Source organism: Sporosarcina luteola (genome assembly GCF_023715535.1).
Taxonomy (GTDB): domain Bacteria; phylum Bacillota; class Bacilli; order Bacillales_A; family Planococcaceae; genus Sporosarcina; species Sporosarcina luteola_B.
In genome coordinates, this window is sequence record NZ_JAMBOI010000020.1 from 1 (window position 1) to 23,593 (window position 23,593).

23 protein-coding genes, 1 tRNA gene, 1 rRNA gene, 1 other RNA gene and 1 other annotated feature are annotated in these 23,593 nt (G+C 46.1%); of the genes, 22 read left to right on the forward strand and 4 right to left on the reverse strand.

The features are described 5' to 3' along the window. The first annotated feature begins 11 nt into the window (after positions 1-11). The 4 genes from rrf to M3191_RS17785 all read left to right on the forward strand — a co-directional run bounded on the left by rrf (position 12) and on the right by M3191_RS17785 (position 4,228). A 5S ribosomal RNA gene (gene rrf, locus M3191_RS17770) occupies positions 12-127 on the forward strand. A 564-nt stretch (positions 128-691) separates the two neighbouring features. Next, positions 692-1,171 carry a glutathione peroxidase gene (locus M3191_RS17775; protein WP_251701691.1) on the forward strand — a complete coding sequence of 160 codons (480 nt, stop codon included), beginning with the start codon at positions 692-694 and terminating at the stop codon, positions 1,169-1,171. Positions 1,172-1,280: 109 nt separating this feature from the next. Further along, on the forward strand, positions 1,281-2,747 hold the full coding sequence (gene guaB / locus M3191_RS17780) for an IMP dehydrogenase (RefSeq protein WP_251701672.1): 1,467 nt from the start codon (positions 1,281-1,283) through the stop codon (positions 2,745-2,747). A gap of 137 nt (positions 2,748-2,884) precedes the next feature. Beyond that, positions 2,885-4,228, forward strand: a complete 1,344-nt coding sequence (locus M3191_RS17785) for a serine hydrolase (RefSeq protein WP_251701673.1) — start codon at positions 2,885-2,887, stop codon at positions 4,226-4,228. A gap of 76 nt (positions 4,229-4,304) precedes the next feature. Here the strand turns inward: M3191_RS17785 and M3191_RS17790 are convergent, their stop codons facing one another. Then, the gene (locus tag M3191_RS17790; protein ID WP_251701674.1) at positions 4,305-5,708 is read right to left on the reverse strand and encodes a PLP-dependent aminotransferase family protein; all 1,404 of its coding nucleotides are present in this window, start codon (positions 5,706-5,708) and stop codon (positions 4,305-4,307) included. A gap of 256 nt (positions 5,709-5,964) precedes the next feature. On the opposite strand from M3191_RS17790, the gene pdxS reads away from it, so the two are divergent. The 4 genes from pdxS (at position 5,965) to serS (ending at position 9,398) form a co-directional block, all read left to right on the forward strand. Continuing rightward, the gene (gene pdxS / locus M3191_RS17795) at positions 5,965-6,810 is read left to right on the forward strand and encodes a pyridoxal 5'-phosphate synthase lyase subunit PdxS (RefSeq protein WP_251701675.1); all 846 of its coding nucleotides are present in this window, start codon (positions 5,965-5,967) and stop codon (positions 6,808-6,810) included. A 198-nt stretch (positions 6,811-7,008) separates the two neighbouring features. Next, positions 7,009-7,227: a hypothetical protein gene (locus M3191_RS17800; protein ID WP_251701676.1), complete on the forward strand. Its 219-nt coding sequence runs from the start codon at positions 7,009-7,011 to the stop codon at positions 7,225-7,227. A gap of 14 nt (positions 7,228-7,241) precedes the next feature. After that, positions 7,242-7,823: an NUDIX hydrolase gene (locus M3191_RS17805; protein WP_435368179.1), complete on the forward strand. Its 582-nt coding sequence runs from the start codon at positions 7,242-7,244 to the stop codon at positions 7,821-7,823. 21 nt (positions 7,824-7,844) lie between these two features. Continuing rightward, positions 7,845-8,056, forward strand: a binding site (T-box leader). A 67-nt stretch (positions 8,057-8,123) separates the two neighbouring features. After that, positions 8,124-9,398 carry a serine--tRNA ligase gene (gene serS, locus M3191_RS17810; protein WP_251701678.1) on the forward strand — a complete coding sequence of 425 codons (1,275 nt, stop codon included), beginning with the start codon at positions 8,124-8,126 and terminating at the stop codon, positions 9,396-9,398. A 17-nt stretch (positions 9,399-9,415) separates the two neighbouring features. On the opposite strand, the gene tadA is transcribed toward serS, so the two are convergent. After that, complete coding sequence (gene tadA / locus M3191_RS17815) at positions 9,416-9,919, reverse strand: tRNA adenosine(34) deaminase TadA (RefSeq protein ID WP_251701679.1); 504 nt, start codon at positions 9,917-9,919, stop codon at positions 9,416-9,418. A 132-nt stretch (positions 9,920-10,051) separates the two neighbouring features. On the opposite strand from tadA, the gene M3191_RS17820 reads away from it, so the two are divergent. The 5 genes from M3191_RS17820 to M3191_RS17840 all read left to right on the forward strand — a co-directional run bounded on the left by M3191_RS17820 (position 10,052) and on the right by M3191_RS17840 (position 14,049). Beyond that, on the forward strand, positions 10,052-10,687 hold the full coding sequence (locus tag M3191_RS17820; RefSeq protein ID WP_251701680.1) for a deoxynucleoside kinase: 636 nt from the start codon (positions 10,052-10,054) through the stop codon (positions 10,685-10,687). After that, positions 10,684-11,352 carry a deoxynucleoside kinase gene (locus tag M3191_RS17825; protein ID WP_251701681.1) on the forward strand — a complete coding sequence of 223 codons (669 nt, stop codon included), beginning with the start codon at positions 10,684-10,686 and terminating at the stop codon, positions 11,350-11,352. The genes M3191_RS17820 and M3191_RS17825 overlap by 4 nt, the downstream gene beginning before the upstream one ends. 89 nt (positions 11,353-11,441) lie before the next feature. Beyond that, positions 11,442-12,581: a YibE/F family protein gene (locus M3191_RS17830; protein ID WP_435368181.1), complete on the forward strand. Its 1,140-nt coding sequence runs from the start codon at positions 11,442-11,444 to the stop codon at positions 12,579-12,581. Next, positions 12,578-13,348, forward strand: a complete 771-nt coding sequence (locus tag M3191_RS17835; protein ID WP_251701682.1) for a YibE/F family protein — start codon at positions 12,578-12,580, stop codon at positions 13,346-13,348. Before M3191_RS17830 ends, M3191_RS17835 begins: the two co-directional genes overlap by 4 nt. 95 nt (positions 13,349-13,443) lie before the next feature. Beyond that, complete coding sequence (locus M3191_RS17840) at positions 13,444-14,049, forward strand: hypothetical protein (RefSeq protein ID WP_251701683.1); 606 nt, start codon at positions 13,444-13,446, stop codon at positions 14,047-14,049. A gap of 32 nt (positions 14,050-14,081) precedes the next feature. On the opposite strand, the gene M3191_RS17845 is transcribed toward M3191_RS17840, so the two are convergent. After that, the gene (locus M3191_RS17845) at positions 14,082-15,449 is read right to left on the reverse strand and encodes an aspartate kinase (RefSeq protein ID WP_251701684.1); all 1,368 of its coding nucleotides are present in this window, start codon (positions 15,447-15,449) and stop codon (positions 14,082-14,084) included. 158 nt (positions 15,450-15,607) lie between these two features. On the opposite strand from M3191_RS17845, the gene M3191_RS17850 reads away from it, so the two are divergent. The 3 genes from M3191_RS17850 to thrB are packed head-to-tail and all read left to right on the forward strand — an operon-like array spanning position 15,608 to position 18,863. Beyond that, entirely contained in the window at positions 15,608-16,906 is a 1,299-nt protein-coding gene (locus M3191_RS17850; RefSeq protein ID WP_251701685.1) for a homoserine dehydrogenase, read from the forward strand. Then, positions 16,903-17,961, forward strand: a complete 1,059-nt coding sequence (thrC, locus tag M3191_RS17855; protein ID WP_251701686.1) for a threonine synthase — start codon at positions 16,903-16,905, stop codon at positions 17,959-17,961. Before M3191_RS17850 ends, thrC begins: the two co-directional genes overlap by 4 nt. Further along, positions 17,961-18,863: a homoserine kinase gene (gene thrB, locus M3191_RS17860; RefSeq protein WP_251701687.1), complete on the forward strand. Its 903-nt coding sequence runs from the start codon at positions 17,961-17,963 to the stop codon at positions 18,861-18,863. Before thrC ends, thrB begins: the two co-directional genes overlap by 1 nt. 97 nt (positions 18,864-18,960) lie before the next feature. Here the strand turns inward: thrB and M3191_RS17865 are convergent. After that, a tRNA-Ser gene (locus M3191_RS17865) sits at positions 18,961-19,053 on the reverse strand. 333 nt (positions 19,054-19,386) lie between these two features. On the opposite strand from M3191_RS17865, the gene ffs reads away from it, so the two are divergent. The 6 genes from ffs to M3191_RS17895 all read left to right on the forward strand — a co-directional run bounded on the left by ffs (position 19,387) and on the right by M3191_RS17895 (position 23,078). Then, positions 19,387-19,655: signal recognition particle sRNA large type (gene ffs / locus M3191_RS17870), an RNA gene on the forward strand. A gap of 129 nt (positions 19,656-19,784) precedes the next feature. After that, positions 19,785-21,551 carry a DNA polymerase III subunit gamma/tau gene (gene dnaX / locus M3191_RS17875; RefSeq protein ID WP_251701688.1) on the forward strand — a complete coding sequence of 589 codons (1,767 nt, stop codon included), beginning with the start codon at positions 19,785-19,787 and terminating at the stop codon, positions 21,549-21,551. Between the two features lie 22 nt (positions 21,552-21,573). Then, entirely contained in the window at positions 21,574-21,894 is a 321-nt protein-coding gene (locus M3191_RS17880; protein ID WP_251629967.1) for a YbaB/EbfC family nucleoid-associated protein, read from the forward strand. A gap of 11 nt (positions 21,895-21,905) precedes the next feature. Then, on the forward strand, positions 21,906-22,502 hold the full coding sequence (gene recR, locus M3191_RS17885; protein ID WP_251629964.1) for a recombination mediator RecR: 597 nt from the start codon (positions 21,906-21,908) through the stop codon (positions 22,500-22,502). A gap of 13 nt (positions 22,503-22,515) precedes the next feature. Further along, positions 22,516-22,734 (forward strand): YaaL family protein, encoded by a 219-nt coding sequence (locus tag M3191_RS17890; RefSeq protein WP_251701689.1) that lies wholly within the window; start codon positions 22,516-22,518, stop codon positions 22,732-22,734. An 80-nt stretch (positions 22,735-22,814) separates the two neighbouring features. Continuing rightward, positions 22,815-23,078, forward strand: coding sequence for a pro-sigmaK processing inhibitor BofA family protein (locus tag M3191_RS17895; protein ID WP_251701690.1), 264 nt, complete (start codon positions 22,815-22,817; stop codon positions 23,076-23,078). Positions 23,079-23,593 lie beyond the last annotated feature (515 nt).

Sequence of the window (23,593 nt, forward strand, 5' to 3'; positions counted from 1 at the left end):
TCGTTCAGTTGTCTGGTGATGACGGCGAAGAGGTCACACCCGTTCCCATACCGAACACGGAAGTTAAGCTCTTCAGCGCTGATGGTAGTAGGGGGCTTCCCCCTGTGAGAGTAAGACGTCGCCGGGCAAACGCCATTCCCCACGGGGAATGGTTTTTTTGTGTTTGAAAATATAACCGAAGGTTTTTATAAGTCACACCCGTTTCCACATCGAGCATAGAAGTTCAGCTTATCAGCGTTGGTGGTAGTAAATTACGCAGGGAACAGGCTTCCCCCCCGTGAGAGTAGGACGTCGCTGGGCCAAGGCCATTCCCATTTCTATTTCGCGGAAGGATATTGTCTCCAATGAATGAAAAGGTCGCGCCCGATGCTTTTGACAAACTAAAAAACACCCGCGGCTAAAGGGCCCCGTCCCGCGCTCAATGTAAGCTCTCCTGTGTTCAGAGCCTCTAGCGTGTTGATATCAATTTATGAGCTTTTAATTACGATTATGCGTATTTAGAAAGGTTTATGCGTGCATGAAAAACTTTATGCGTCTTTGATTCGATTTATGCGGGGATATCGAAATTTATGCGCATCTGGGAGAGAATGATTGAATACTGCAGTCAAAAAGTAGTAGTCTCTCATCTTTGCATTGCCTGCATAGTTGCCGTAATGTTGATTAATAAAGGCGAGGAAAGGTGATGATGAATATGGCTTCCATTTACGATTTTTCAGTTGAAAAGCCGGATGGCACTTTGCAATCTATGAAGGATTATGAGGGCAAGATCATGGTCATTGTAAATACGGCGAGCAAATGCGGTTTTACGGATCAGTTCAAGGAGCTTCAACAGCTATACGAGGATTATCGTGAGCAAGGATTTGTCGTTCTCGGCTTCCCATCCGATAATTTCATGAACCAGGAATTCGATTCAATTGATGAGACATTGTCGTTTTGTGAAATGAATTATGGGGTGACCTTTCCGATGTTCGCGAAGATTGATGTCGTTGGGAATGGGGCAGCTCCTTTGTTTTCTTTTTTGACGGATCAAAAAAAGGGGCTGCTTACTGAGGGCATCAAATGGAATTTTACGAAATTCCTTATTGACCGAAATGGGTATGTGATAGATCGTTTTGCGCCGAAGACTTCCCCTGCTAAGATGCGGTCGGCGATTGAAAAGTCAATTCAGTGAATTTAAGGAATTCTTTTTCTTATTCCCGACTCCTTGACACGTCCCATATGCGCTGATAACCTTTTAATAATATTCAACTGCAGATAACGATTTTAGAGGAGGAAACGATATGTGGGAATCTAAGTTCACTCGTGAAGGATTGACTTTCGATGACGTATTGCTTGTGCCTGGTGCTTCAGAAGTATTGCCGAAGGACGTGAATCTTTCGGTAAGTTTGACAGAGAAGATGACGTTGAACATTCCAATCATCAGTGCTGGGATGGATACAGTGACCGAGTCGAAGATGGCGATTGCAATGGCGCGTCAAGGCGGCCTCGGTGTCATCCATAAGAATATGAGCATTGAAGAGCAAGCGGAACAGGTTGTAACGGTTAAACGTTCGGAGAATGGCGTTATTACCAATCCTTTCTTCCTCACTCCTGAACACCAAGTATTTGACGCAGAGCACTTGATGGGCAGGTATCGTATTTCGGGCGTTCCGATCGTCAATAATATGGATGAGCAAAGACTCGTCGGGATTTTGACGAATCGTGATCTGCGGTTTATTCAGGACTATTCGCTGATTATCAATGACGTGATGACAAAGGACAATTTGGTGACGGCTCCTGTCGGCACGACTTTGGAAGATGCGGAAAAGATTTTGCAGCAGTATAAAATTGAAAAGCTGCCGATTGTTGATGAAAATGGAATCTTAAAAGGTTTAATTACAATAAAAGATATCGAAAAAGTGATTGAATTCCCGAACGCTGCGAAGGATCAGCAAGGCCGTCTTCTCGTAGGAGCGGCGGTCGGTGTTACATCCGATACGATGGTACGGGTGCAGAAGCTTGTTGCTGCGGAAGTCGATGTCATTGTCATCGACACGGCGCATGGACATTCGAAAGGCGTACTGGATACAGTCGCGCAGATTCGAAGAGAGTATCCGGAACTTGATATCATTGCAGGGAACGTGGCAACGGCGGAAGCGACTGCAGCATTATATGAGGCGGGTGCCGATGTCGTCAAAGTCGGAATCGGTCCTGGATCCATCTGTACGACGCGTGTAGTTGCGGGGGTCGGAGTTCCTCAAATCACTGCAGTTTATGAATGTGCCTCCGAAGCACGTAAACATGGGAAAACGATCATCGCAGACGGCGGCATTAAATACTCAGGTGATATCGTAAAAGCTTTGGCAGCAGGTGGACATGTCGTCATGCTCGGAAGCTTGCTTGCCGGAACGACTGAAAGCCCTGGAGATACGGAAATCTTCCAAGGCAGACGCTTTAAAGTGTACCGAGGAATGGGATCTGTCGGTGCAATGGAACACGGTTCAAAAGACCGCTATTTCCAAGAGGATGCGAAGAAACTCGTGCCTGAAGGAATTGAAGGACGTATGCCTTATAAAGGTCCAATTTCTGATACAATCCACCAACTCGTTGGTGGAATCCGGTCAGGCATGGGCTATTGCGGTACGAAGGATCTTCATGATTTACGTGAAAAAGCTCAGTTCATCCGCATGACGGGTGCTGGTTTGCGCGAAAGTCATCCGCATCAAGTGCATATAACAAAAGAAGCACCAAACTATTCCATTTCGTAAAAAGTGGTTATGGAACTTCAGCACCTTTCCGCACGTCTTTATATGAGCGGAAAGGTGCTTTTTCAAATGAAGCCCCTAATCAGGTCCATGATGTGATAAAATATAAAGTGGTAAATTGCAATGACGGAGGTATATTGGTGAAACGTGAAATAAGAAAATGGGTTGCTTTGCTGGTCATTCCATTCGTATTGATGATGACGTTCGGCACGGCACCTGCAAAAGCAGAAACGACTCTCGGCATCCATGTAGATGGTGCCATTCTAATTGACGCGGATAGTGGTAAGATTTTATATGAAGAGAATGCGGATACACCCCTCGGCATTGCTAGTATGTCAAAAATGATGACTGAATATATCTTATTTGAAGCGATAAAAGAAGGTAAAATCAGTTGGGATCAAGAATACAAAGTAACAGATTATACATATGCCATCTCACAGGACAGACGTCTTAGTAATGTGCCCCTACGTAGGGATGGTACGTATACGATCAGAGAGCTCTACGAGGCAGTGGCTATTTATTCAGCGAATGCTGCAACAATCGCTATTGCTGAAACAATTGCAGGAACGGAAACGGAGTTCCTGAAATTAATGGATGCCAAGGCGAAGGAACTCGGATTGGTCGACTATAAATTCGTCAATTCGTCAGGTTTGAACAATGAGTACTTGCAAGGGATGCATCCGCAAGGGACAGGGGCGAAAGATGAGAACGTCATGCCTGCCAAATCGGTTGCAAGGCTTGCATTCCATCTGATGAAAGATTATCCGGAGGTTTTGGAAACTACGAAAATCAATACGAAGATCTTCCGTGAAGGCACGACAGATGCCATCAAGATGGATAACTGGAACTTCATGCTTCCAGGCTTCGTTTATGAATACGAAGGGGTAGACGGATTGAAGACGGGAACGACCGATTTTGCAGGGCACTGCTTCACAGGTACGGCAAAACGGGGCGATAAGCGGGTCATCGCTGTCGTCATGAAAGCTGTCGATGCAAATGGAGTCGGGTCTTACAAGGCACGGTTTGATGCAACACGGGCGTTGTTCGATTACGGATTCAGCCAGTTCTCCGAAGAAGAGCTTCTTCCGGCGGGATATCAATTTGATAAGCAAAAGACATTGCCTGTCCTTAAAGGAAAGGCGAAGACTGTTTCCATCGAAGTGAAAGAGCCAATCAAGTCGATGATCAAATCGAATGAAAAGGATCTTTATGAGCCGAAACTTGTCTTGGATGAGTCTCTACTGAAAGATGGTGCACTTGAAGCACCCATCAAAAAAGGAACAGTTGTTGGCCATGTGGAGCTTGTTAAAAAAGAGGGCAAGGATTACGGATTCATCGATTCGAAAAATCTAGGCATGGATGTCATCGTCACAGACGATGTCGAAAAAGCGGGATGGTTCTCGTTGATGATGAGTGCAATCGGTGATTTCTTCGCAGGTATTTGGGAAAGTGCAACTGGGTTTATAAAAGGTTTATTCAAATAACGAAAAGCGGAGGGTGGCGGTTGGCTGCCACACGAAGCTAGACAATAAAATGAGGTGATGGCCCGTCAAGGGTCCATCACCTTTTTTTAATGCTCCAAGCTTCCATGAGCTGTTCAACTGCTCTTGGAATCCGATTATCCTCCAAGCCGCCGAAGCCGAATAGAAAAGATGGCTGGACGCTCTTTGCGGCTTTCCGGTATTCATTCAAGCCATAGACACGAATGCCTTTTGCCAGTGCTGCCTTGACCAAAGAATCCTCATCCTCGTCTGTATGTACGTTGATGAGGATATGCATGCCCGCTTCGTCACCTGAGAAAGAAATGGCTGGAGAATACAGCTGTAATGAATCCGTAAGCAGCTGCAATTTACGTTTATACACTTTCCGCATCCGGTTCAAATGCCGGGCGAAATGGCCGTCCGCCATGAAACGGGCGAGCGTGTGCTGGTCAAGCCGCGGAACCGTCGACGAATAATGGATGAATGCTTCCTCGTAGTTTTTGAGCAAAACAGGAGGGAGCACCATATAGGCAATCCGCAGCGATGGCATAAGGGATTTGGAAAAGGTGCTGACATAAATGACCTTACCCGCTTTGTCCATCCCTTGCAAAGAAGGAATCGGCCTACCGGAATAGCGGAATTCGCTGTCGTAATCGTCCTCAATGATGAAATTACCGACATTTGAAGCTGCCCAGTTCAATAATGCTGTTCTGCGTGCCGCAGAAAGCACTGTGCCGGTCGGAAACTGATGGGAAGGTGTCACGTAAGCCACGGTCGCCTCCGACTGCTGGAGTGCCTGTACGTCCATCCCTTCCTCATCAACTTCAATCGGCACGGCTTCTCGGTTGTTATGATAGAAGACATGATGGGTAAGCGGATAGCCCGGATCTTCGATGGCGTACGTTGCCTGCGGTCCGAGAAGCCGGATGAGCAACGGCATGAGCTGTTCCGTTCCGGATCCGACGATGATCTGGTCCGCGGAGCAATCGACCCCTCTCGAGTGATATAAATACTTCGCGATTTCCTGCCGAAGCTCTAGATCTCCATGTGGATGACCCAATAGCAGAAGATGTTGCGATGACTCATCAATGGTGTCTTTTGCGTATTTCCGCCATAGCTTGAATGGGAAGGATTCAGTGTCGATTTTACCTGGGGAAAAGTCGATCTCCAGTTCCCTCCGTTCTTCTTTGGAAGAGAAAGTTACTTCCTCGACTGGTTGTACATACGCCAATTCTCCGATTTCCTGCACAAAATAGCCTCTCCGCGGTTTAGATGTAATGAACCCTTCCGCAGCAAGCTGCCCATAAGCAATTTCAATCGTTGTCTGACTGACATCGAGGAATTCACCAAGTTTCCGTTTGGATGGGAGCTTTTCGCCTACAACAAGTTTGCCTTCAGTGATGTCATTGCGGATTTGCTGGTAGATCTGTTCGTAAAGTGGGGTTTCGCTTTCTTTGTTTAGTTCAATCAATAGCATTTCCATTTGATACACCTCGCTTAAAAAAGTTATCGATCATTTCCTAGGTGTTATCGTTCATTTCCCGGGATATATCGGTCAATTCGAATGAGTTATCGGTCAGTTAGCGGAAGTTATCGTTCACTTTCCCAGAGTTATTGTCATTTAGTGACTTTAGACCCATAACTCAATTCCCCCTGACCCCTTCACTTATTATAAAACTGACTATTTGAATATGGTCATACTCTAGTATACTGAACAAAATGAAAAGGGGGAAGAAGAAATGGATTTTAAATACGGTGGCGTCATCATGGATGTTATTAACGCGGAGCAGGCAAAAGTGGCGGAAGCGACAGGCGCAATTGCCGTCATGGCGCTTGAGCGCGTTCCTTCAGATATCCGGGCAGCTGGCGGTGTTGCGCGCATGGCGGACCCGCGCATTATTGAAGAAGTGCAAAAGGCAGTTTCAATCCCGGTTATGGCAAAAGTGCGCATCGGGCATATTTCGGAGGCACGTGTGTTGGAAGCAATGGGTGTCGATTTCATCGATGAAAGTGAAGTGTTGACTCCTGCGGATGACGAGTTTCATTTATTGAAGAGTGATTATAAAGTTCCATTTGTCTGTGGTGCACGCAATCTTGGTGAAGCTGCACGTCGTCTCGGAGAAGGGGCGAGGATGCTACGTACGAAAGGTGAGCCGGGAACGGGCAATATCGTTGAAGCTGTCCGTCATTTACGCCAGGTGAATGCACAGGTAAATAAAGTCATTCATATGAGCAATGATGAGTTGATGGTGGAGGCGCGCGATTTGGGCGCTCCTTATGAAGTGCTTCTCGCGATCCGTGAAGCGAAACGTCTACCTGTCACCAATTACGCTGCGGGCGGCGTAGCGACTCCTGCGGACGCGGCACTGATGATGGAACTCGGCGCTGACGGCGTATTCGTCGGTTCCGGCATCTTTAAATCGGATAATCCTGAACGCTTCGCGCGTGCGATTGTCATGGCAACAGAAGATTTCAGGAACTATGCATTAATCGGTGATTTGTCCAAAGACATCGGTACGCCGATGAAAGGGGTAGAAATTAGTAAGTTAGCAGAAAGTGAATTAATGGCAGTGCGTGGAGTTTAATGATTAGGGCTAGGGCGTAGTTGCTCTAGCCTTTTTTTGAATCTTTTATTTACCCGAAAACGTATAGAGAAGAAAGGGAGAGGAAGCGGGAATGACGCCAGATGAAGTGATTCGCGACTATTCTCTTGATAAGTGAGAAACAGGTGTTAGCTTGCTTTATCAGGCTTTACTTATACAATAACAAGGAGGTGGACTTGGATGGCTGAAGCAATTTTTATGTTCATCCTATTTGTTCCAATCGGCGTATTAACGTTTTTGGCTCCTCGGGAAATGATGTTACTCGGGAAAAGATGGCAATATGACTCAGAGCCCGAATTTTCAAAGGAAGCAATTCTTTATACGAAAATCACTTCTGCTTTCGTTGTCGGAGTGTTTACGTTAATCCTTGTTATTAGTATAATCAATGCTTTTCGTTGAAAGGGAGTATGAAGTTGGCGGAGCGTCTGAAAGTATTTGATGAAGATTATATACATGTTTTTAATGAAATTAGAGAAGTTATCCATGAGAAAGGCTTATGGCATGAAACATTCCATTGTTGGCTCGTGGATGGCACAAATGTTTTTATTCAAAAGAGAAGTTCCACAAAAAAGGACTTTCCAAGCTTGTATGATATTACAGCAGCGGGCCATTTGCTGGCGGATGAGGAAGTTATGGATGGAGTCCGTGAGGTGGAGGAGGAGCTTGGCATACAAGTGGACCTTTCCAAGTTAAAACGAATGGGAGTAGTTCGGGATGTCATTAGGCTGCCGAGTTTCATTGACAAAGAATTCGCGAATTTATTTCTCTATCAATCAACCTTTGGGCCGGATGATTTCACGTTGCAACTGGAGGAAGTGGAGAGCATCCATTCCGTTGCGATAAGAGATTTGCAGGCACTCTTCAGGGGAGAAGTAGAGAACGTCATTTGCTTGGATGATACAAAAATAACGCTTTCCGATTTTGTTCCACATGAAACAGCATACTTTGAAGCAGTTGCAGAATACTTGGACCTTGCCAAAAGTTCAGGTATGTAGTAAAGTGAGGTTAATTTCAAATTAAAGACGATGATGGGAAGCAGTAGCAAGCGCGTTTTTCAAAGAGAGCCGGCGGGTGGTGCGAGCCGGTAAAGACACTTGTGAATCCGTCCCTGAGTAGCCGGGCTGAACGAATAGTAGGCCTAGCCGGACATTGAACCGTTATTTCAAAGAGTGGATCAGCTGTAGGCTGGTCAATTTGGGTGGCAACGCGGGTAGTTCTCGTCCCTTGTATAGGGGATAGAGGGCTTTTTTTGTGTCTGGAAATAATCATCGCATTAAAAATGAGGAGGAATCACTATGTTAGACATTAAATTGCTTCGTGCGAACTTCGATGAAGTGAAAGAGAAGCTTATGAAGCGCGGAGAAGATTTGACGGATTTGGATAAATTCGTCGGTCTGGATGAAAAACGAAGAGAACTGATTGCGAAAGTGGAAGTGCTGAAAGCGGAGCGCAATGAAGTTTCGCAAAAAGTTGCGGAAATGAAGCGAAATAAAGAGAATGCAGATGACGTAATTGCACGCATGCGTGAAGTCGGCGATGAAATCAAAACCCTTGATGAGCAATTGCATCAAGTCGAAGAAGATTTAAATTATATCATGATGCGTATTCCGAACATCCCGCATGAGTCAGTTCCTGTTGGCGACAGTGAAGACGATAACGTCGAAGTTCGCACATGGGGAGAGAAGCCGGAATTCGGTTTCGAACCGAAGCCGCATTGGGAAATCGGGACAGATCTGAACTTGCTTGATTTTGAACGTGCTGCAAAAGTGACGGGGAGCCGTTTCGTATTCTACCGCGGACTTGGTGCGAGACTTGAACGAGCGTTGATCAGCTTTATGCTTGATTTGCATTCAGAAGAACACGGCTACGAGGAAATGCTGCCGCCATATTTAGTGAACCGCACGAGCTTGACGGGTACTGGTCAATTGCCGAAGTTCGAAGAAGACGCTTTCCTTATTGAGGAAGAGGATTATTTCTTGATTCCGACTTCTGAAGTTCCGGTGACGAACTATTACCGTGATGAAATTCTGGATGGCGCCCAACTACCGATTGCCTATACGGCTTACAGCACGAATTTCCGTTCAGAAGCGGGATCTGCTGGCCGCGACACACGTGGGTTGATTCGCCAGCATCAGTTCAATAAAGTTGAGCTCGTCCGCTTTGTGAAGCCGGAGGAGTCTTACGATGAGCTGGAGAATTTGACGGGGCATGCAGAAAAAGTACTTCAATTGCTTGGACTTCCATATCGAGTCCTAAAAATGTGTACGGCTGACCTCGGTTTCACAGCTGCGAAGAAATACGACATTGAAGTATGGATTCCGACACAAGACACATACCGAGAAATCTCTTCTTGCTCAAACTTCGAGGATTTCCAAGCAAGACGTGCGGGAATCCGTTTCCGCCGCGAGCAGGGGGCGAAGCCTGAATATGTTCACACATTGAACGGAAGCGGCTTGGCGGTCGGACGGACAGTTGCGGCTATCCTTGAAAACTTCCAGCAGGAGGACGGTTCAGTTGTCATTCCTGAAGTATTACGTCCATATATGGGCGGAAAAGAAGTAATCCGATAAGAAAAGCGATGTGGGAATCAATCAACCGACTCCCGCATCGCCTTTTTTTGTTCCTTCTTCTTTTCACGCAACGACCTAAAGAAATTCGTCAGTATCGCTCCGCATTCATTCCCAAGTATGCCTTCCGTTACTACGCATTCATGATTGAAGCGAGGGTCATTCAGCAAGCGGTACAATGAATCGACGCAGCCGCCTTTCGGATCACGAGCTCCATAGACAACACGTGGGATCCTTGATTGTAAAATGGCGCCCGCACACATTGGGCAAGGTTCGAGCGTCACATACAACGTCGTATCTTCCAACCGCCAGCTGCCGGTTTCCTTACATGCATCTTGTATCGCAGATAATTCTGCGTGGGTGACAGCATTCTGCGACGTTTCGCGTAAATTATGTGCCTGAGCAATGACTTCACCGTCCTTCACGATGATTGCTCCAATTGGTACTTCGCCAAGCGCTTCCGCTTTTCTAGCTTCTTCTATCGCTAACCGCATGAAGTGGCGGTCCGTTTCAAATACATTCATCTGTCATCGCTCCTTACAACTAGTGTACCACCCTGTAAAGCCGCCCTGCCATTTTGCGGCAACATCTATGTTTCAACATCTCTATATGGTAAAATGAAGTGCAGAAATTGTCGAATCAAAGGAGAGCTATGTATGTCTGTTCCGTTCATTACGGTAGAGGGACCGATCGGTGTCGGGAAAACGACGCTGTCTAAAGCAATTGCAGAAGCGCAGCGGTTCCATCAGTTAAGCGAAATCGTGGACGAAAATCCATTTTTAAATAAATTTTACGAAGATATCGAGGAGTGGAGCTTTCAAACTGAAATGTTCTTCCTCTGCAACCGATATAAGCAATTAAGCGATATCCATAAGAAGTTTTTGAGCCGGAAGCAGCCTGTCGTGGCGGATTATCATATTTTCAAGAACCTCATATTCGCAAGGCGTTCGCTTCCAACGGATGAATACACCAAATACGAAGAGATTTATCATATCTTGACGAAGGATATGCCAGTGCCGAATGTCATCATCTATCTTCATGCGACGCTTGATACATTAATGAAACGGATTGCGCTCCGGGGACGGGATTTCGAAAAGAACATCGATCCATCCTATTTGCAGCGGCTCTCGGAGGATTATGAACAGTTCATCGCAGACTTTGAAGCTGCGCATCCTGAAATCCCGGTGCTGCATTTCAATGGCGATAAATTAGATTTTGTCAATGACACGGGAGATTTGCAAGCTATTCTCAGCAAAGTCGATGAGACGATACGAAAAGGGGCAGTACAATGAATTTAAGAGAGAAATATGGAATTCCGAAAAATGCGGTCATCACGATTGCAGGTACGGTAGGAGCCGGAAAATCAACGATGACGAACGCACTTGCGAACGCATTGGATTTCCGGACTTCATTGGAAAATGTAGATAAGAATCCTTATCTTGACCGCTTTTACGATGACTTTGAAAAATGGAGCTTCCATTTGCAGATCTATTTTCTAGCGGAACGTTTTAAGGAACAAAAACGGATTTTCGAATATGGCGGCGGCTTCATCCAAGACCGTTCCATTTATGAAGATACGGGCATTTTTGCTAAAATGCATAAAGACAAAGGGACAATGGATCCAGTCGATTACGATACGTACACGAAGCTGTTCGACGCGATGGTCATGACGCCGTATTTCCCGCATCCTGACCTGCTTGTCTATTTGGATGGTCCATTTGAGAAAATCCTTGCGCGGATCCAGGAGAGGGGCCGCTTGATGGAACAGCAGACTCCGCTTTCCTATTGGGAAGAGCTACACGAACGTTATGTTAACTGGATCGATTCCTTCAATGCATGTCCAGTTTTGCGCATCGATATTACGGATTACGATTTGAAAAGCAATCCCCATGAGGTGGAAACAGTCGTCGAGCGGATCGGCAATATGCTGAACTTGTCTGCAACGCTGAAAAAATAAGTATCTAAACGAAAGAAGCATCATGCAATTTGCGATGCTTCTTTCATTTTGGGTATAGTGGGATGTAACTTACACATGGAGGGTTTTATTTGAATGTTATCAAAAACAGTTTGGTAAAGATGACATATAAACAAATTCTTCTTTTTACTGTTATAGGACTTTGCTTTGCTATTTCTATGATATTTATTAATAATAATTACTCGTTTTACGAGCAGCCAATCGCAAAAGTCATTCAAACTGAGTTGGTAGAAGCATCCGACATAACGGATATGAACAATAACAAAGACCGTCTGTTCATACAGCAGATAATTGGCGAAATAAAAAACGGAGAATATGAAGGGCAGTTGATCCAGTTAACGAATAAGTATTCGTCGTCAGGAGCTTACGATCAACAATTCCGTGTTGGCAACGAACTATTCGTATCGATTGATCCGAGTAAGGAAGAGGATTCCACATTAATTGGAAGCATCACTAATGTAAAACGTGACCAATTCGTTGTGCTGGTTGCATGGATATTCATCTTCGTATTACTCATTACAGGCAAGAAGCAAGGATTACTATCAATTATGAGCTTGGCGGTAAATGCCACTTTATTATCCTTCGCCTTAGATTTGTACATTAAAAACCCATCAATCAGTTTAGTTTTGATATGCGCTGTTAGCGGGATTGTATTTACAATCATTTCTTTGACGATCGTCAGCGGTTTTAATGAAAAGACCTATGCCGCAATCATCGCGACCCTGTTAGGGACATTCATTTCTCTCTGCATCGCTTACATAGTAATAGGGGTCACTTCAGGAACCGGGCTCCGCTATGAAGAAATGCAATTTTTGACGCGCCCCTACCAGATGGTCTATATGGCGGGATTGCTTATCGGATCGTTAGGTGCCGTAATGGACGTCGCCATTACGATGTCCTCTTCACTTTTCGCCTTATATGAACAAAATAACGATATATCTGTGAAAGCACTGAAAGCCTCTGGAATTGATATCGGGAAGGATATTATGGGGACGATCACAAGCATTTTATTTTTCGCTTATATAAGCGGGTCGATTCCTGTCATTATTTTGTATTTGAAAAACGCTTCTCTTTTGGGATTCACCCTTTCCATGAACCTTTCCCTAGAATTGGCCCGCGCTCTTGTCGGAGGGATAGGCATTGTATTGACGATTCCAATCGGTCTTTATACGACGCTTTATTTTGTTAATCGAAAGAGGGCAAGATCATGAATGTAATTGTTTTACTATCAATCATTTTGTTTCTGCTCATGATGATTGTCGGGGGCAAAAAAGGAGTAAGGTCTTTTATTTCCTTATTCTTGAACTTTGGCGTCATCATGTTCGCTATCTTTCTGATGACAAATCCACAATGGAACCCCATTATCATAACGATTATTGCATGTGTATTCATTAGCTGCATCAGCCTGTTTTTCATTAATGATGTAAACAGCAAAACAATCGCCGCTTTCATTTCCACGATAATTACAATTGTGTTGTTGCTTTTCTTTATCGTCATTGTGACGAAATATGCAATGATCCAAGGATTTGGTGAAGAAGAAATAAACGAGCTAGGTGTATTTTCACTTTTCATTGGCATCGACTTCACGAAACTGTTAGCTTCGGTCATCATTATGAGTACAATCGGTGCCATTATGGACGTGGCAATTTCAATGGCGGCTTCCATGCATGAAATCTTCAATAACAATCCATCAATCAGCAGAAGAGATTTATTCGCTTCGGGATTAAGCGTCGGGAGAGATATTTTGGGAGCGGATACGAATACATTGTTTTTTGTGTTCTTTGGAGGGTATTTGGCATTGCTTTTATGGTTTAAAGATCTACATTATTCCATTGGGGGAATTATCAACTCCAAAATATTCAGCGCCGAGATGATTTCGATTCTATGTGCAGGTATTGGAGTGGCGCTGAGCCTCCCGATTGCTGCGGGCATCAATGCATATCTTTTAGTTAGAAAAAGAGAAAAGCAACAGGCGTAGAAGGTATGCAAATTCATAGCCTCTTCTTTCATTCACCGATAATACTTCAATCGAATAATATGTACTGACCCAAGTACGAATGTTGGAGTGATGTAGTGAATCAGTATTATGGAAATATCCCGCCAATGATTCCAACGCAGCCGATTAACTGCTATAGCAAAGCACAAGTGGAATTATGGAATAAAAACCGTCTCCTATGGGAGCAGCATGTCATGTGGACACGGATGGCCATTACCGCAATCGTCTTCAAAGTTCCTGATTTGAAATTCGTGCTTGCGCGCCTATTGCGCAATGCAACGGATATGGGAAATGCGCTAAGGCCTTATTATGGTGATGAAATCGCGGACGCGTATAGTCACCTCATTTCGGAGCATTTGACGGTTGCAGCAGAATTGGTGACCGTCGCTGCGAACGGAGAAACGGAAAAGGCGGAGCAGAAAGAGGCTGACTGGTACCGAAACGCGGATCAAATTGCTGAATTCCTTCATCGGGTCAATCCATATAATGATCAAGAAGCTTTCCGGAAGATGTTTTATACCCATTTGGCTCTGACGAAGCTCGAAGCGGTGTGCATGATACAAAAGAACTTCCAATTGGAAGTGCAAGTGTTTGACCAAATCGAGGCGGAGGCTTTGATGATGGCCGATATGCTGTCGGATGGGGTATTCAGGAAATTTCCTTACATGTTTGTGCCAAAATGAAACAAGGGACACGTGGCTGTGTCCCTTGTTTTTTATGACTGTACATATGATTTTACAAAAAACTCGTTATACAACTCTTTCAAACTCTTCGTTTCGTCCTGTACTTTCACCCCGAAGACAAGGCTGACCTCGGATGATCCTTGGTTGATCATTTCAATATTGGAACCGCTCCTCGCAATGGCAGTCGCAGCCCGCGCTGCTAAGCCCGTCGTATACTGCATGCCTTCCCCAACGAGTACGATCATCGAGTAGTCATGCTCAACGATGACAGCATCCGGCTCCAATTCCTTATGAATCCGTTCCACAATCCGCTCTTCCATCTCCTTCGTCATGAACCGACTGCGGATGATGATGGAAAGGTTGTCGATACCGGACGGCGTATGCTCGTACGAAATGCCCTCTTCCTCAAAAATCTGCAGAAGCCTGCGGCCGAAACCAATCTCCAGGTTCATTAAAAATTTGTCGACGTAAATGGCGGTGAATCCGCTGTCCGCGGCAATTCCGATCACTTGCTGTTCATTATAGTCCCGTTCTTTGACAATCAACGTACCCGGCGCTTCGGGATTGTTCGTGTTTTTGATGCTGACTGGGATCGATTTCCGGAAAGCCGGGATGAGCGCCTCGTCATGGAAAACGGAGAAGCCCGCATAGGCAAGTTCCCGCATTTCACGGTATGTCATCTTCTCGATAGCAACAGGGTCTTCGATAACAGTCGGATTAGCGGCGAAAACTGAATCGACATCCGTGAAGTTTTCGTATAGATCCGCTTTCACAGCTGCCGCAATGATCGAGCCGGTAATATCCGAGCCGCCTCGATTGAATGTGCGGAGTGTTCCGTCTTCTGTGTAGCCGAAAAATCCTGGGAAAACAATGATTCCCGGTTCGTCGCGTAAGGCAGCAAGGCGTTCATCCCCTTCAGGCAATGCTCGAACGCGCTCTGGACGATCGTTTACGAGCAATCCACCATCTCTCGGGCAGACATACTTCGCCTCAACCCCAATAAATTGAAAATAGGCTGCGATCAATTTTGCATTATTATCCTCGCCTGCCGCTTTCATTGTATCCATGAACAGGAGGGAGTCTTCTTTATCCCGGGAAAGCCGCTCACGTAAATCATGCTCTATCTCCTCAATGATTGTGCCATCGAGCCCAAGACTATCAGAAATCGAGCGGAATCGATCGACGACGTCCAGCAAATCGTCCTCTGCATCCTCATTCGCCAAAGCCTTCTCCCCAAGTCCGATCAGAAGGTCGGTCACTTTACTATCATCTGAAAAGCGTTTTCCGGGCGCTGAAACAACAACGATTTTCCGGTCACTGTCAGACGTTACAATATCGACAACTTTTCTAATTTGATCGGCAGTCGCAACGGAAGTGCCGCCGAATTTACATACTTTCATAATTTATCAAATCCAATCTTTAATTAAATTACAATTCATGATATCTTGAACTTTACCATAAATGGGGTTGTTATTGAAAGTTTATTTCTCTATAATGTCCTTATGTGGAGAACGATTGTTTTTTCATAGTGTACATATAGCGAGGAGAATCGTCAAATATGATAAAAGAAATCAATATCGGTTTGCTTGGATTCGGCGTTGTAGGCGGCGGTGTAGCTGAAATCCTGCATAGGCACCAAGATGACTTGAGCCATAAATTAGGTGTTCCTGTAAAAATAAAAAAAGTTCTGGTGAAAGATGCCACGAAGAAAAGGGAGACGGAACTGTCATCGGATATTTTCACTACCGATCTGGATGAAGTGATTCAAGATCCCGGAATCGATATCATTGTGGAAGTGATTGGCGGGACAAGCGAAGCGAAACAAGCGATTGAGAAGTCGCTTCGTGCAGGCAAAGGCGTCGTGACGGCGAATAAGGATGTCATGGCACAATTCGGCCATGACCTATTGAAGCTTGCAGATGAACATAAATGCGACCTGTTCTATGAAGCGAGCGTCGGAGGCGGCATCCCGCTCATCCGGACGCTTGAAGACGGGCTTGCATCTGACCGGATCCGGGCACTGACAGGCATCGTTAATGGAACGACGAACTTCATTCTCACGAAAATGAAACACGAAAATAAAACATATGAAGAGGCACTCGCGGAAGCGACTGAGCTCGGCTATGCGGAAGCCGACCCGTCAGCAGACGTCGACGGCATCGATGCGGCAAGGAAAATGGCCATCCTTGCGTCGCTTGCCTTTTCCACGGAAGTCCGGCTGGATGACGTCTTTGTAAGAGGGATGAAGGATATCCAGGATGGCGACCTCGCCTTGGCGGAGCAGTTCGGCTTCACCGTAAAAATGGCAGGATTCGCGAAAAAGGATGACGATGGCATTGAAATTTCCGTAGAACCGGTTTTCATCCAAAACTCACATCCCCTTGCCTCCGTAAATAACGAATTCAATGCCGTTTATGTATATGGAGACACAGTCGGGGAGACGATGTTCTACGGACCGGGGGCGGGCTCATTGCCGACGGCTACATCTGTCACGGGAGATATCGTTGCAGCATGCCGCAATCTCCTGCTCGGCGTGAACGGAAAAAGGCTGCATTCGCCACAGCACGCATACACAGTAAAAGACGACAATCAAATCATCGGCCGTTACTTCCACCGCATCTCCGTAAAGGATGAAGTGGGCGTACTGACGAAATTAGCATCAATCTACAGCAATCATGGAGCAAGCCTAGCAACTGTCGTCCAGCATGAAGGCGACAAAAATGGCGGCGTCGACTTGATCATGATCACACATAGCATTTCAAGGCAACAGCATTTGGACATCATGAATGAACTGCATAACACACCGGAAGTGAACGGCGTTGTTAGCTACTACCGAGTGGAGGGTGAAACGCGATGAGAAGATGGAATGGATTAATTGAAGAATACAAAGAATGGCTGCCGGTGACGGATAAAACACCGGAACTCACATTGCAGGAAGGAAATACACCGCTCATCCACTTGAAAAACCTCTCCGAACAATGGGGAGTCAACCTATATGTCAAAACTGAAGGGACAAACCCGACAGGTTCTTTCAAGGATCGCGGCATGGTGATGGCAGTCGCTAAAGCGAAAGAGGAAGGGAAAACCGCGATCATCTGTGCATCCACGGGCAACACATCCGCTTCAGCAGCGGCATATGGCGCACGCGCAGGGATGAGGACCATCGTGGTCATTCCGGAAGGACGGATTGCGCTTGGGAAATTGGCGCAGGCAAAAATGTACGGCGCAGAAATCGTAGCGATTGAAGGAAACTTCGACGAAGCGCTGCGCATGGTACGTGAAGCTGGCGAAGGGCAAATCGCTCTCGTGAATTCAGTGAACCCATACCGGTTGGAAGGACAAAAGACGATTGCCTTCGAAACAATCGAGCAATTAGGGAAAGTGCCGGATATTTTCGCGTTGCCGGTCGGAAATGCAGGGAATATTTCCGCCGCATGGAAAGGCTTCAAGGAATACGATGCGAAAAAGGGATCTGGCACGCCGAAACTGTTAGGTGTACAGGCCGACGGGGCGGCACCAATTGTGTATGACCGTGTATTCGAAGAACCTGAAACGGTCGCGACAGCCATCCGTATCGGAAATCCTGCGAGCTGGCATTTAGCAACGGCGGCCCTTGAAGAATCCGACGGGGCGATTTTATCAGCGACAGACGAAGAAATCTTGGAAGCATATCGTCTATTGGCCTCTACGGATGGCATTTTTGCGGAACCCGCTTCATGTGCGACAATTGCAGGCATTAAGAAACGCCTAGATGCGGGATTGATTGAAAAAGGTTCGACAATTGTCGGTGTGCTTACAGGGAACGGGTTGAAGGATCCTGAAACAGCTATTAATGTGAATGAAGGGCAGCCATTCCTATCAAGGGAACAGTTCGATGCGTTTTTAAATGAACTGAAAGAAGGGGCAAAGTAATGAAAAAACCATTATTCACGGTCGCCGTCCCGGCCACGACTGCGAATTTGGGACCTGGATACGACAGTGTCGGAATGGCTCTTTCCTTGTATATGACAGTTGACGTGACCGAGGCGGTTGAGTGGAGTGTACACTACGAAGGGGAAGAATATACCGGTTTGCCGACTGACGACAAGAACTTAATTGTCCAAACGATTCAAGACGTGGCGGGAAGATACGGCAAGGAAGTCCAGCCTCACGCGTTGCATATTGCTTCCGATATCCCCCTCGGCAAAGGGCTCGGCAGCAGCGCGACGGCAATCGCTGCGGGCATTGAAATTGCAAACGAGCTGCTCGGTTTATCATTGACACCGCAAGAGAAAGTGCAAATCGGCAGCGAGAATGAAGGCCATGCAGATAACGTAGCTGCTGCCCTTTTAGGAGGCGTGACCGTCGCCTATTTCGTCGAAAATGAATTGGAAGTCATCCAGCTGCCGCAGCCGGTCATCGGAGTTGTCATCCTCGTACCCCCTAATGTCTTGAAAACTTCCGAGTCCAGGGGGCTTCTTCCGAGGGAGTTGCCTCATTCGGCGGCGTCTACCGGCAACGCGGCTAGCAACGTCATGCTGACTGCCATTTCGCTCGGGGATTGGCAGTTGGCCGGCAAGATGATGGAGAAGGATGTTTTCCATGAACAATATCGAAAACCGTTACTCAAAGATTTTGACCATATACGCACCTTCTGTCATGAATTGGGAGCATACGGGATGACAGTCAGCGGCGCTGGTCCATCTTTGTTTGTAGCGGTAAAGGAAGGGCTGCAAGAGGAAATTGCGAAGCAGTTGGAAGAGGAATTCCCCTATTACAGAGCGGTTGCTGCTACACCATCCTCTATCGGTTCTACAATAAAAAAAGATGCCTAGCCAATATTCGGCCGGGCATCTTTTTTTCATAAAAAAAATCCATTACATATTAATGTAACAGACTTTATCTCCAACTTATGCGCAATTTTAAAGTAAATGGCGGAGGAAGAGGGATTCGAACCCCCGCGGGCTTTAACACCCCTGTCGGTTTTCAAGACCGATCCCTTCAGCCGGGCTTGGGTATTCCTCCGTGTCAACAAAACATAATTTATCATGAATCAACATAAGGTGTCAACTACTTATATGCACTCTTTTTTAGTAAGTTTATTCATAGAAATCTGTCATTGTGAGTAGGAATAATAACTCCTTCGTTTTCTACGAGAACTTTTCCATTGGGAATGTAAATTTTATTGTCCTAGCGACAACTCATTCACGGGAACGAAAACTTTTGCACCTTAAATGAGAACTTATTCAGATGAAACGAGAACTTAATCCTCAAATATGAGAACTTACCTCCGGATTGGCAAGAAGAATTAAAGAGGACTGGTTGATTTTATCCACAAAAACATGTATACTAATAAAGCCGTGCTAGGTGGGGAGGTAGCGGTGCCCTGTAACTTGCAATCCGCTCTAGCAAGACTGAATCCCTTTCCTGAGGCTGTTTCCGCATGTAGGGCCTGCCTCTTGCACGTAGTGTTGACGTCTGGGTCCTGCGCAATGGGAACCCATGAACCATGTCAGGTCCGGAAGGAAGCAGCATTAAGTGGTATTTCTCATGTGCCGCGGGGCAGCCTAGGCTGAGCTGTCGACAGGAGTAACGCTTATGTGCGGCAGTCGAAGGAAGGTGCACGGCATTACATATGCAAATCCAACTCGTCCGTTGATCGGGCGGGTTTTTTTGTACGTTCAAGATAGGGTCTATCCCGTCCATCTATGCTATAATAAAGGCACTATTGCTTTAAAAGGAAAGGAGGGGGAATGGTGGTTTATCAGGCTTTTTACCGTGTCTACCGCCCGCAGTCCTTCAGTGAGATGTCCGGCCAACGGCACGTCAAACAGACATTGCAAAATGCCTTGCAGCACAATAAAACATCCCATGCCTATCTGTTTTCAGGACCGAGGGGGACGGGGAAAACGAGTGCTGCGAAGGTTTTTGCCAAAGCCCTTAATTGTGAGAACGGTCCAGCCAGTGAGCCGTGCAATGAATGCCCGACATGCATAAGCGTGACAGAAGGGTCGAACACAGATGTCATCGAATTCGACGCCGCTTCAAACTCGCGTGTGGAAGAAATACGGGACATTATCGAGAAGGTGCGATTCGCGCCAGCGAATGCGCGTTTTAAAGTCTATATTATCGATGAAGTGCATATGTTATCCAATTCAGCATTCAATGCGCTATTGAAAACGTTAGAAGAGCCGCCGTCGCACGCGGTATTCATCTTGGCGACGACAGAGCCCCATAAGCTCCCGTTAACCATCATTTCCCGTTGCCAACGCTTCGATTTTAAGCCGATTACATCAGCTGAAATCGTCGACCGGATGAGACAGGTTTTGGAAGATGCCAAAATCGAGGCGGATGAAGGAGCATTGAAAGTCATTGCACAAGCTGCATCAGGCGGAATGCGTGATGCATTGAGCATGCTGGACCAAGTCGTATCCTTCAGCGGGGACCGGCTTACGGCGGAAAGTGCACTGCTCGTTACGGGATCGATCGGTGAAGATATCTTCTATCAATTGGCGGAAGCGCTTCTCTCGAAGGATGCCGCGGCGGCGTTAACAATGCTTGACCACCTGATCACTGAAGGGAAGGATATCTCTCGATTGGCGGAGGACCTCATAACGTTCTTCAGGGATCTTCTTCTATTAAGGACGGCACCGGATTTGACCGAACTGCTTGAATTGATAACAGGGGATGAACGATTCGTATCCATGTCGAATGCATTCGAACCGGAAACCCTTTATTCATTCATAGATATCCTTTCGAAGACGCAACAGGAAATGCGCTTTTCAAATCATGCGAAAGTGTATGTTGAATCGGCATTGCTGAAAATGATCCACCTAGAGGGACCGGTTGTACAAGCTGGGGGCAATCAAGCGACAGATCCGCATCTTGCTCAAAAGGTGGAAAGTCTGGAGCGCCTCATTGCTGAACTTCAACAGCAACTCGCTAATGGAGTCCGACCTGCAGAAGGTGGGCAGCCTGCCGGACAACCGAAGAAAAATGCATCGAAAACTTCCCAGTCGTTCAGAATACCGACAGGAAAGATAAATGAAGTGCTGAAAAATGCCACCCGTCAAGACATCCAAGTGATCCGGGAAGAGTGGGCGACGATGATGCAGGCATTGCAAAGATCCCATTCCGCTTTACTCGAAGAAACTGAACCTGTAGCGGCATCCGACAATGCTTTTGTGTTAAAATTCAAGTATGAAATCCATTGCCTGATGGCTTCTGAAAATTCCTCGCTACGATCAGGCCTATCGGAAGCCCTTCGCACAAGAACCGGCAAAGCATATGATGTCGTGTATGTTCCGGAGGATGGCTGGCTGAAGGTCAGGGAGGAGTTCATCCGGAACAATGGTTTAATGAAACCGCAGGATGGGACAGATGATGCAACTGGTGAGGAAATGGACGGTGCGGAGGAGGTTCCTACGTTCGTTCAGGAAGCCGAGCAAATGAATGATGATCCGATTGTCGCGGAAGCTGAAAGAATGTTCGGCAAGGAATTCATAAAAGTACACGACGATTAAAAAAAACGAGGAGGAAATCACAATGCGTGGTATGGGAAATATGCAAGGCATGATGAAACAGATGCAGAAGATGCAAAAGAAAATGGCTGAAGCTCAAGAAGAACTGGGTGAAAAGCGCCTCGAAGGAACAGCGGGAGGCGGCATGGTGAAAGTGATTGTATCAGGCCAAAAAGAAGTGCTTGAAGTTATCATCGATCCAACCGTTGTAGACCCTGAGGACGTGGAAATGCTGCAGGACCTTGTTGTAATCGCTACGAATGAAGCGATGAAGCAAGCTGAAGAACTAACGAACTCCACGATGGGTCAATTCACGAAAGGATTGAACCTGCCTGGAATGTTCTAGGAGGAAAAGACATGCATTATCCTGAACCGATATCGAAACTGATTGATAGTTTCATGAAACTGCCAGGCATCGGCCCGAAAACAGCGGGCCGGCTGGCGTTTTTTGTATTAAGTATGAAAGAAGATACAGTACTCGACTTTGCAAAAGCGCTCGTCGATGCAAAGCGGAATCTGCGCTTCTGCTCGGTCTGTGGGCATATAACCGATATAGATCCGTGTCAGATCTGTCAGGACCAATCCCGTGACCGGTCGATGATTTGTGTCGTCCAGGACCCGAAAGACGTTATTGCAATGGAGAAGATGAGGGATTACAACGGAATGTACCACGTCCTGCACGGAGCCATTTCCCCGATGGACGGCATCGGACCGGAAGATATCAATGTTCCTTCCTTATTGACCCGCCTTCAGGATGAAGAAGTGGAAGAATTGATATTGGCGACGAACCCGACAATTGAGGGAGAAGCTACGGCGATGTACATTTCGAGACTAGTAAAACCGTCTGGCATCACAACAACGAGAATTGCACATGGTCTTCCTGTCGGAGGAGATCTAGAATATGCGGATGAAGTGACTTTATCGAAAGCACTTGAAGGACGCAGGGAATTATAGGGGGTCAACGTGAATGTTTGGCCGAAAGAGAAAATTAAAAAGGGAATTCGATGCACGGCTCTACAACCTACTATTGGAAACGAAGGAAGAGTGGGAGCGAGCAAGGGAAATTGAAAGGTATTCACATGATTACGATCAAGAAGTGCTGGTACGAAGGAAGATAGCGGAAAGTAAGTATTTTCATTTATTCAAGGAAGCGAAGGAGCGTCGCCTCCGTATTGATCGTGGATGATAATGCCTAGCGAAGCTTGGTCGTGATAATTTTCCAGGGAAGCGCATAGAGTGGACTATTAGTCGAAAGGGGCGCTTTCCATGAAAATTATCGGCATCTCCGTCATCGGCGTTATTCTGCTCTTCCTATTGATGATGGATAAAAAACAGATCAAGAAATTGTCCGAGCGTCTATCTGTATTTTGGTTCCGCTTGGCATTCGCGTTTCTTGCACTGTTCATTTTCAACATCGTTGGTGGATTTATCGGGATCTATTTTCCGGTTAACATTGCATCAGGGCTCCTTTTAGCCATATTGGGAATTCCGGGCTTCGCCGCACTGTTCGCGTTTGCGGTTTTTCTGTGAATGCCTCTTCTATATAGAAGGGGTATTTTATTTTGTGGAAAATGAAGTCCATTACTTTCCGTTCCAGCACACGGATGCAGCAGGGGACTCCCGGCGGTTGCAATAGTCTCTCATCCATAGAAGGGATTAGTGATTTATCCTAGATGTCGAAAGAAATTGTTTTTTTAATAGGTATTGCACTCAAGTAGATAAGGTGTTATATTAATAACCTCGCTTCCGGTAAATGAATAACAACCGAAAAACTTATTCAAAATTGTTATTGACAATGGAATTGAGAACGTGTTATTATATAAGAGTTGCTTCTAACCGAGCGACGCACAATGAACCTTGAAAACTGAACAGCAAAACGTCAACAAATAAAGTTCTGGAGCCGACCTCGTCGGTGAAGAGAACAAACGAATCTTCGGATTCAAATTGACATCTTAATTGATGCCAGCAAGAAACTCGAGCTACTCGAATTTCTCTATTATGGAGAGTTTGATCCTGGCTCAGGACGAACGCTGGCGGCGTGCCTA

Excerpts from the sequence above, each read along its gene's own strand:
- M3191_RS17775 (WP_251701691.1), top strand. The coding sequence starts at position 692 with ATGGCTTCCATTTACGATTTTTCAGTTGAAAAGCCGGATGGCACTTTG.
- guaB (WP_251701672.1), top strand. The coding sequence starts at position 1,281 with ATGTGGGAATCTAAGTTCACTCGTGAAGGATTGACTTTCGATGACGTA.
- M3191_RS17790 (WP_251701674.1), bottom strand. The coding sequence starts at position 5,708 with ATGGAAATGCTATTGATTGAACTAAACAAAGAAAGCGAAACCCCACTT.
- pdxS (WP_251701675.1), top strand. The coding sequence starts at position 5,965 with ATGGATTTTAAATACGGTGGCGTCATCATGGATGTTATTAACGCGGAG.
- M3191_RS17800 (WP_251701676.1), top strand. The coding sequence starts at position 7,009 with ATGGCTGAAGCAATTTTTATGTTCATCCTATTTGTTCCAATCGGCGTA.
- serS (WP_251701678.1), top strand. The coding sequence starts at position 8,124 with ATGTTAGACATTAAATTGCTTCGTGCGAACTTCGATGAAGTGAAAGAG.
- tadA (WP_251701679.1), bottom strand. The coding sequence starts at position 9,919 with ATGAATGTATTTGAAACGGACCGCCACTTCATGCGGTTAGCGATAGAA.
- M3191_RS17820 (WP_251701680.1), top strand. The coding sequence starts at position 10,052 with ATGTCTGTTCCGTTCATTACGGTAGAGGGACCGATCGGTGTCGGGAAA.
- M3191_RS17825 (WP_251701681.1), top strand. The coding sequence starts at position 10,684 with ATGAATTTAAGAGAGAAATATGGAATTCCGAAAAATGCGGTCATCACG.
- M3191_RS17835 (WP_251701682.1), top strand. The coding sequence starts at position 12,578 with ATGAATGTAATTGTTTTACTATCAATCATTTTGTTTCTGCTCATGATG.
- M3191_RS17845 (WP_251701684.1), bottom strand. The coding sequence starts at position 15,449 with ATGAAAGTATGTAAATTCGGCGGCACTTCCGTTGCGACTGCCGATCAA.
- M3191_RS17850 (WP_251701685.1), top strand. The coding sequence starts at position 15,608 with ATGATAAAAGAAATCAATATCGGTTTGCTTGGATTCGGCGTTGTAGGC.
- thrC (WP_251701686.1), top strand. The coding sequence starts at position 16,903 with ATGAGAAGATGGAATGGATTAATTGAAGAATACAAAGAATGGCTGCCG.
- thrB (WP_251701687.1), top strand. The coding sequence starts at position 17,961 with ATGAAAAAACCATTATTCACGGTCGCCGTCCCGGCCACGACTGCGAAT.
- M3191_RS17880 (WP_251629967.1), top strand. The coding sequence starts at position 21,574 with ATGCGTGGTATGGGAAATATGCAAGGCATGATGAAACAGATGCAGAAG.
- recR (WP_251629964.1), top strand. The coding sequence starts at position 21,906 with ATGCATTATCCTGAACCGATATCGAAACTGATTGATAGTTTCATGAAA.
- M3191_RS17890 (WP_251701689.1), top strand. The coding sequence starts at position 22,516 with ATGTTTGGCCGAAAGAGAAAATTAAAAAGGGAATTCGATGCACGGCTC.
- M3191_RS17895 (WP_251701690.1), top strand. The coding sequence starts at position 22,815 with ATGAAAATTATCGGCATCTCCGTCATCGGCGTTATTCTGCTCTTCCTA.